This window comes from Methylobacterium sp. A49B (genome assembly GCF_053346215.1).
Genome location: NZ_JBKFBO010000079.1, coordinates 1 through 5,562, shown reverse-complemented (window position 1 = coordinate 5,562; position 5,562 = coordinate 1). Strand labels below are relative to the sequence as shown.

The 5,562-nt window shown below is 67.5% G+C and carries 4 protein-coding genes and 1 pseudogene; all 5 read left to right on the top strand.

The window, feature by feature from the left end; genetic code table 11:
* The first annotated feature begins 34 nt into the window (after positions 1-34).
* Positions 35-1,117 (top strand): catalase family protein, encoded by a 1,083-nt coding sequence (locus ACLBX9_RS09865; RefSeq protein WP_447718801.1) that lies wholly within the window; start codon positions 35-37, stop codon positions 1,115-1,117.
* Between the two features lie 37 nt (positions 1,118-1,154).
* Entirely contained in the window at positions 1,155-1,724 is a 570-nt protein-coding gene (locus ACLBX9_RS09860; protein WP_010685757.1) for a type 1 glutamine amidotransferase domain-containing protein, read from the top strand.
* 58 nt (positions 1,725-1,782) lie between these two features.
* Positions 1,783-2,547 (top strand): SDR family NAD(P)-dependent oxidoreductase, encoded by a 765-nt coding sequence (locus ACLBX9_RS09855; protein ID WP_447718800.1) that lies wholly within the window; start codon positions 1,783-1,785, stop codon positions 2,545-2,547.
* Positions 2,548-2,792: 245 nt separating this feature from the next.
* Positions 2,793-5,141 (top strand): annotated as a pseudogene (locus ACLBX9_RS09850) (GAF domain-containing protein).
* Between the two features lie 21 nt (positions 5,142-5,162).
* Positions 5,163-5,528: a response regulator gene (locus ACLBX9_RS09845; protein WP_447718273.1), complete on the top strand. Its 366-nt coding sequence runs from the start codon at positions 5,163-5,165 to the stop codon at positions 5,526-5,528.
* The last annotated feature ends 34 nt before the right edge of the window (positions 5,529-5,562 follow it).

Sequence of the window (5,562 nt, the reverse complement as noted above, 5' to 3'; positions counted from 1 at the left end):
CCCCGCAGGCGGACGACACGTCGAGGATACGCCGATGACATTCCTTCGCTACGCACCCGACATCGAGACGCCCGCCCCGGACGAGCAGAAGTCCATCGACGGCATCATCCAGGGGATGACCCAGCAGTCGCAGGTGGTGGAGAAGCGTGAGCACCGCGCGGTACGCGCGAGCCATGCCAAGAGCTCGGCCTGCGTCGTCGGGGAGCTGGTCATTCCGGAGAACCTGCCCCCAGAACTCGCGCAAGGCCTGTTTGCCAGGCCGGGTACGCACAAGGTGGCGGTGCGCTTCGCGCAGGGGCCCGGGGAGATCCTGGGCGACCGGGTGTCGACCCACCGCGGCATGTCGATCAAGGTCTTCGGAGTGCCGGGTGAGAAGCTCCCCGGGCACGACGTCGACACTCAGGACTTCGTACTCGCCACCGGCACGACCTTCCCGTCGGGCACCGCGGCGGGCTTCCTGCGCGACGGCACAGTCATCGGGAAATCGACGGGCCTTCCGGAGGGCGTGAAGAGTGCCGTCGCGGCCACGGCGCGCAACCTCAACCGAGTGCTGCACGCCTTCGGCACCGAGAGCGCCATGGCCGATTTCCTTGGCCATCCCTACAGCCACCCGCTCGCCGATAGCTACTTCAGTCAGGCCCCGATGCGGTTCGGCGACTACGTCGCCAAGCTCGGGGCGGTCCCGGCTTCGTCTGCCCAACGGGACCTCGCCGAATGGCGCCTTGATCCGCACGGTGACGAGGACGGTTTCCGCCACGCGGCGGCGGCCTTCTTCCGCGACAACGCGGTGGTCTACGATCTAAAGGCGCAGCTCTGGGCCGATGCCGAGCGCCAGCCCATCGAGGATGCCTCGGTCGACTGGCCGGTCTCGATCAGCCCGTACCGTACGGTGGCGATGATCCGCCTGCCCCGGCAGGACGCCTATTCCCCCGAGCGGGTTCGCTACTTCGACGAGGTGATGACCTTTCGCCCCGCGCACAGCCTCGCGGCGCACCAGCCGCTCGGTTCGGTGATGCGGGCGCGGCTTCAGGTCTATCGGGCACTGAGCGATTTCCGCCACCGGGAGAACGGCGTGACCGCCGAGAATACCGCCTCGCGCGAGAGCATCCCGGCTTGAGCCAACCCCTTCCCGTTCGCGCACAGAGGAGCCAACCATGACCCTTCAGGGCAAGACCATCGCCATCCTGATCGCCCCCCGTGGGACGGAGGAGCAGGAGTTCACCAAGCCCCGCGACGCTCTGCTCGCGGCCGGCGCGACGGTCACGGTGGTCGGGCTTGAGGCAGGCGAGGCCGAGACGGTCAACAACGACCTCGACCCCGCCGGTAAATACCCGGTCGACAAAACCATCGACGCTGTGTCCGCGTCGTCCTTCGACGGGCTCGTCATCCCCGGCGGCAGCGTTGGGGCCGACAAGCTCCGGGGTAGCGAGGCCGTGGTCGGCTTCGTCCGGGAATTCTTCCAGCAGGCCAAGCCGGTTGGCGTGATCTGCCACGGACCCTGGACGCTGGTTGAGGCCGACGTCCTGAAGGGGCGCAAGCTGACGTCGTTCCCGACCGTGAAGACCGACATCCGCAACGCGGGCGGGGAATGGGTCGACGCGGAGGTAGTGGTCGACAAGGGCCTCGTCACCAGCCGCAACCCGAAGGATCTGCCGGCCTTCTGCGCCAAGATCGTCGAGGAGTTCGCCGAGGGGCGCCATCCGGACCAGGCCCGCAGCGCCTGAGGCCGCCCTTCATCATGGCGTCGGGCGGGTTGCCCGGCGTCCAAATTCAGGAATCGCGATGTCACGTTTCTCGAACAAGGTCGTCCTGGTCACGGGTGCCGCATCCGGCATCGGCGAGGCCGCCGCACGCCGCTTCGGCGAGGAGGGGGCGAGCCTCGTCCTGGCCGACATGAACGGTGAAGGCCTTGACCGGGTCGCCGCCGAGATCGGGGCGGACAGGACGCTCGCCCGGGTCGCCGACCTTTCGAACGCCGACCGCTGCCGGGAGGTCGTCGCGGCCGCAATCGAGCGCTTCGGCCGCCTCGACGTCCTCGTCAACAATGCCGGAAAGGACCACCTCGGTCGGGTCGACGAAGGCGACATCGCCGACTTCTCGACGATCATCGAGACTGACCTGTACGGCGTCTTCTACATGACGCGGTTCGCCCTGCCGCACCTGCGTGAGAGCCGCGGGTGCATCGTCAACGTCTCGTCCGTGTCCGGGCTCGGCGGCGACTGGAACCACAGCTTCTACTGCGCAGCCAAGGGTGCGGTGACGAATTTCACCCGCGCGGTGGCCATGGACGAGGCGGCCCAGGGCGTCCGGGTGAACGCGATCAACCCGACGCTGGTCTACACGCCGTTCACCGCCGGCATGCAGGACCAGCCCGAGCTCGTGGCCAAGTTCAACGAGCGCATCCCGATGGGTCGCGGCGCCCAGCCTAACGATATCAGCGGGGTCATCGCCTTCCTTGCCAGCGAGGATGCGCGCTTCGTCACCGGCGTGAATCTGCCGGTGGATGGCGGCGTCTCGGCCTCGAACGGTCAGCCAAAGCTAAGCTAGGCGCGTCTTTGGACCTCGGTCCGCTAAGCCAAACCGCTAGTACAGGGGCACGGGCCGCACATACCTCGCCCATACGTCTCATGCCCAATCGAACCTCATGTGATAAGGGCTTGGCACCTGACACCGCTTGTCGCCGATGTCCCTCCATACCCCCCAGAAAACCTCGCCCTTCTCAGACGCGCAATTCTCCCCGCCACACAGGTTGGCAGTGAGCGCAGGCAAGCGGATCGGCAGCGACCTCGTCCATGGTTGAACCAGCAAAGTCGCCTGTGGCCGTCGCGGGCCTCGCCGCCGAGGATCCCCGCTTGGCGGCCCTCCACGGCTACCGGATCGTCGATACGCCGCGCGAACCGGCATTCGACGAGATCGCCGCGCTTGCCTCAGCGGTCTGCGGCACGCCCATCGCGGTCGTCAACCTGATCGACGAGGGCCGCCAGTTCTTCAAGGCCGAGGTCGGCCTCGGCGTGCGGGAGACCCCGCTCGACAGCTCCTTTTGTGCCGCCGCCATACTGGAAGACGAGTTCCTCCTCGTCCCCGACGCTACCCGCGACCCGCGCTTCGATTGCAACCCGCTGGTCACCGGCGACCCCCATCTGAAGTTCTACGCGGGGGCCTTGCTGAAGACCGCCGACGGCCATGCCATCGGGACCGTCTGCGTGCTCGACTATGAGCCGCGCGATCTCACCGCCGTCCAGCAGCAGACCCTGCGCGTCCTCGCGCATCAGGTGATGACGCAGCTCGAACTGCGGCGCGCCCTCAGGGAGAGGCGTGAGGAGGCCGCGTTCATGCGCAGCGTGCTTGCCTCGTCCGCCGACTGCATCAAGGTCCTCGACCTGGATACGCGCCTCACGTTCATGAGCGAGGGTGGCAAGCGCGTGATGGAGGTCGGCGACTTCAACGCCATCCGCGGCTGCCCCTGGCCGGACTTCTGGCAGGGCCAGGGCAACGCAGACGCCAAGGCTGCCGTCGTGGCGGCCAAGGCGGGCGGCATCGGCCGCTTCCAGGGCGGAGCCAGCACCATGGCTGGCAGCCCGCGCTGGTGGGACGTCCAGGTCACGCCGATCCTCGACGCGGAAGGTGTTCCCGAGAAGCTGCTCTCGGTCTCCCGGGATGTCACGGTCCAGAAGGATACTGAGCGCGCCGCCGCGGCGAGCGAGGACCGCTAGCGCGGCCTGTTCACCAGCATGCATGAGGGGTTCTTCTCCGGCGAGATCCTGCGGGACGACGCGGGCCGCGCGGTCGACCTGCGTTTCCTGGAGGTCAATCCCGCCTTCGAGACCCAGTCGAGCCTGCCCGCGAACCAAACCGTGGGCAGAACCATCCGCGAGGTGATCCCAACCATCCCGCAATGGCTGATCGACATCTATGCGGGCGTGGTCGACACCGGCGAGCCCGCGACGTTCGAGGTCGCCGTGCCCGCCCTCAACCGCACCTTCGAGGCGCACGGCCACAAAGAGGCGGATCAGCGTATCGCCGTCATGTTCATCGACATTACCGAGCGCAAGCAGGCCGAAGAACGCCGCAACGCCCTGATCGAACTCGGTGACCGGCTGCGCCACGTCACCGCTAAGGCGGAGGTCGCCCCGGTCGCCGCCGAGATCCTGACGCGCACGCTAGGGCTCAGCCACGTGGGGTACGGCGATGTCGACCACGTGCGCGAGACCGTCACCATCGCTCACGATCACGTCGCGGAGGGGGTCGAGAGCCTGAACGGCGTGTACTCGTTCCGGAGCTACGGGTCTTACGTCGACGACCTCAAGGCGGGCCGGGCCGTGTTCATCGCCGACGCGACGGTCGACCCGCGCACGGCTGACGGCAGCGACGCCCTGGCTACCCTGGGTGTCCGGTCCATCGCCAATATCCCGCTGATGGAGCATGGCCAGTTCGTCACCCTGTTCTTTGCCCTCAAGGCCGACCCGCACGCGTGGACGGCTGAGGAGCAGGCTTTCCTGCGCAACGTCGCCGACCGTACCCGGGCCGCCATCGGTCGCCTGGAGGCGGAGGAGCAGCAGAGAGTGCTCAACCAGGAACTGAGCCACCGCATGAAGAACATGCTGGCCATGGTCCTCTCCATCGCGACCCAGACCCTGAAGACGGTCCCTGACCGGGAACCAGTCGAGGCGTTCGAGAAGCGCATCCACGCGCTCTCGGCGGCGCACGACGTCCTTCTGCAGCAGGAATGGACGGCGGCGCCCCTGGACGCGGTCGCCAGCGCGGTGCTGCGCACCTTCGCCCAGACCACACGGCTCAAGGTTTCTGGGCCGCAGGTCTCGCTTGGGCCGCGCGCGACCCTATCTGTCTCTCTTCTGCTGCACGAACTCGCGACCAACGCGACGAAGTACGGGGCCCTCTCCAACGATGAGGGCCACGTCGGGGTCAGTTGGCGCGTCGACGGCGATGGCGACGAAGGTGACCTGGTGCTCGACTGGGAGGAGAGCGGTGGGCCGCCCGTGAAGGAACCCGCCAGACGCGGCTTCGGCTCGCGACTGATCCGCCTCGGATTGGTCGGAACGGGCGACGTCGACCTGCGCTACGCGCCCACCGGTTTCCGGGCCGAGATGCGCGCGCCGCTCGCGCAGATCCATCAGTCCTAGGAAGCCATCATGGGACAAGCCATGCCAACGGCCTCCGCCGTGATCCTCGTGGTCGAGGACGAGCCCCTTCAGCGCATGATGGCGGTCGACCTCGTCGAGACGGCGGGGTTCGACGTGGTCGAGGCTCGCAGCGCCGACGAGGCGGTCCGCATCTTGGAGAACCGCCTCGACATCCGGGTGGTGTTCACGGACATCGACATGCCCGGCGGCGTCGACGGGATGAAGCTCGCGGCCATGATCCGTGACCGCTGGCCGCCCATCGAACTGATCATCATCTCGGGTAAGCACCGCCCCACGCCCGAGGATCTCCCGGTGCGCGGTGTGTTCTTCTCCAAGCCGTACAAGCGGGACGAGGTGACCCGAGCGCTGCGGCAGTTCGCGGCCTGATTGATCCGAACGGCAGACCTTCCAGTTCGCAGGG